1 protein-coding gene is annotated in these 753 nt (G+C 38.6%); it reads left to right on the plus strand.

The window, feature by feature from the left end; translation table 11 throughout:
- Positions 1-59: 59 nt before the first annotated feature.
- Positions 60-753, plus strand: a 694-nt coding sequence (locus ACYVTD_RS14800; protein ID WP_461248481.1) for a hypothetical protein, incomplete at its 3' end; no start/stop codon positions are given.

Genomic DNA, 753 nt, shown 5'->3' on the forward strand with positions numbered 1-753 from the left:
GTATAATATGTAAGTGCATTGTTCAAGGCTAATGCGCTTGACACGAAGGGGTGATACATATGAAAAAGGTACTAAGTTTTATTGTTATAGCTTTGTTAGCATTTGCTATTTCGCCAAAGGCTTATGCTGCTCCGCCAAAGACAACTTCGTCTTCTGCTTTTGTTAATTATAATAGTATCAAAGTGACCGCTGGGAAAAAATCTGGTGTCACGGGCTATAAATTTTATCGTTCGATGAGTAAAAACGGTACATACACATTGGTTAAGACGCAAGCCTCAAATGTTTTCACAAACACGGGGCTTGGCTTCAATAAGGATTATTTTTATAAGGTGAGGACCTATAAAACTACTACGAAGACTGTCACTAGAAAAGTTCGCGGAAAGAAAGTTAAGGTTAAAGTTCCATCTACTAGCCTGTCTGGCTATTCTGCGGTTTCGTCTGCTAAAACAAAGCTCAATACACCTGCGATTTCAGTTAAACAAATTAACGAAAATGTGGATATCTCGACTGGTGAAATTGATGAAGACACTGGAGAACCAATAGTTAACACATCTGTTGTTTCCAAATATGTGATTACCATAAAAACGGTAACGGCGGGTGCTGATGCGTATAGAATCTATCGTTCCGCTAATAATTCGACTTGGACTTTTGTTGGCGAAACTAATGCAACAACATTTACGGACACCTCGAATCAAATTGGCAGTAGAATCTCATATTATAGGGTATATGCTTGGAGAAAAAGCGGCGCAACAA

Source organism: Treponema sp. R6D11, from assembly GCF_054786075.1.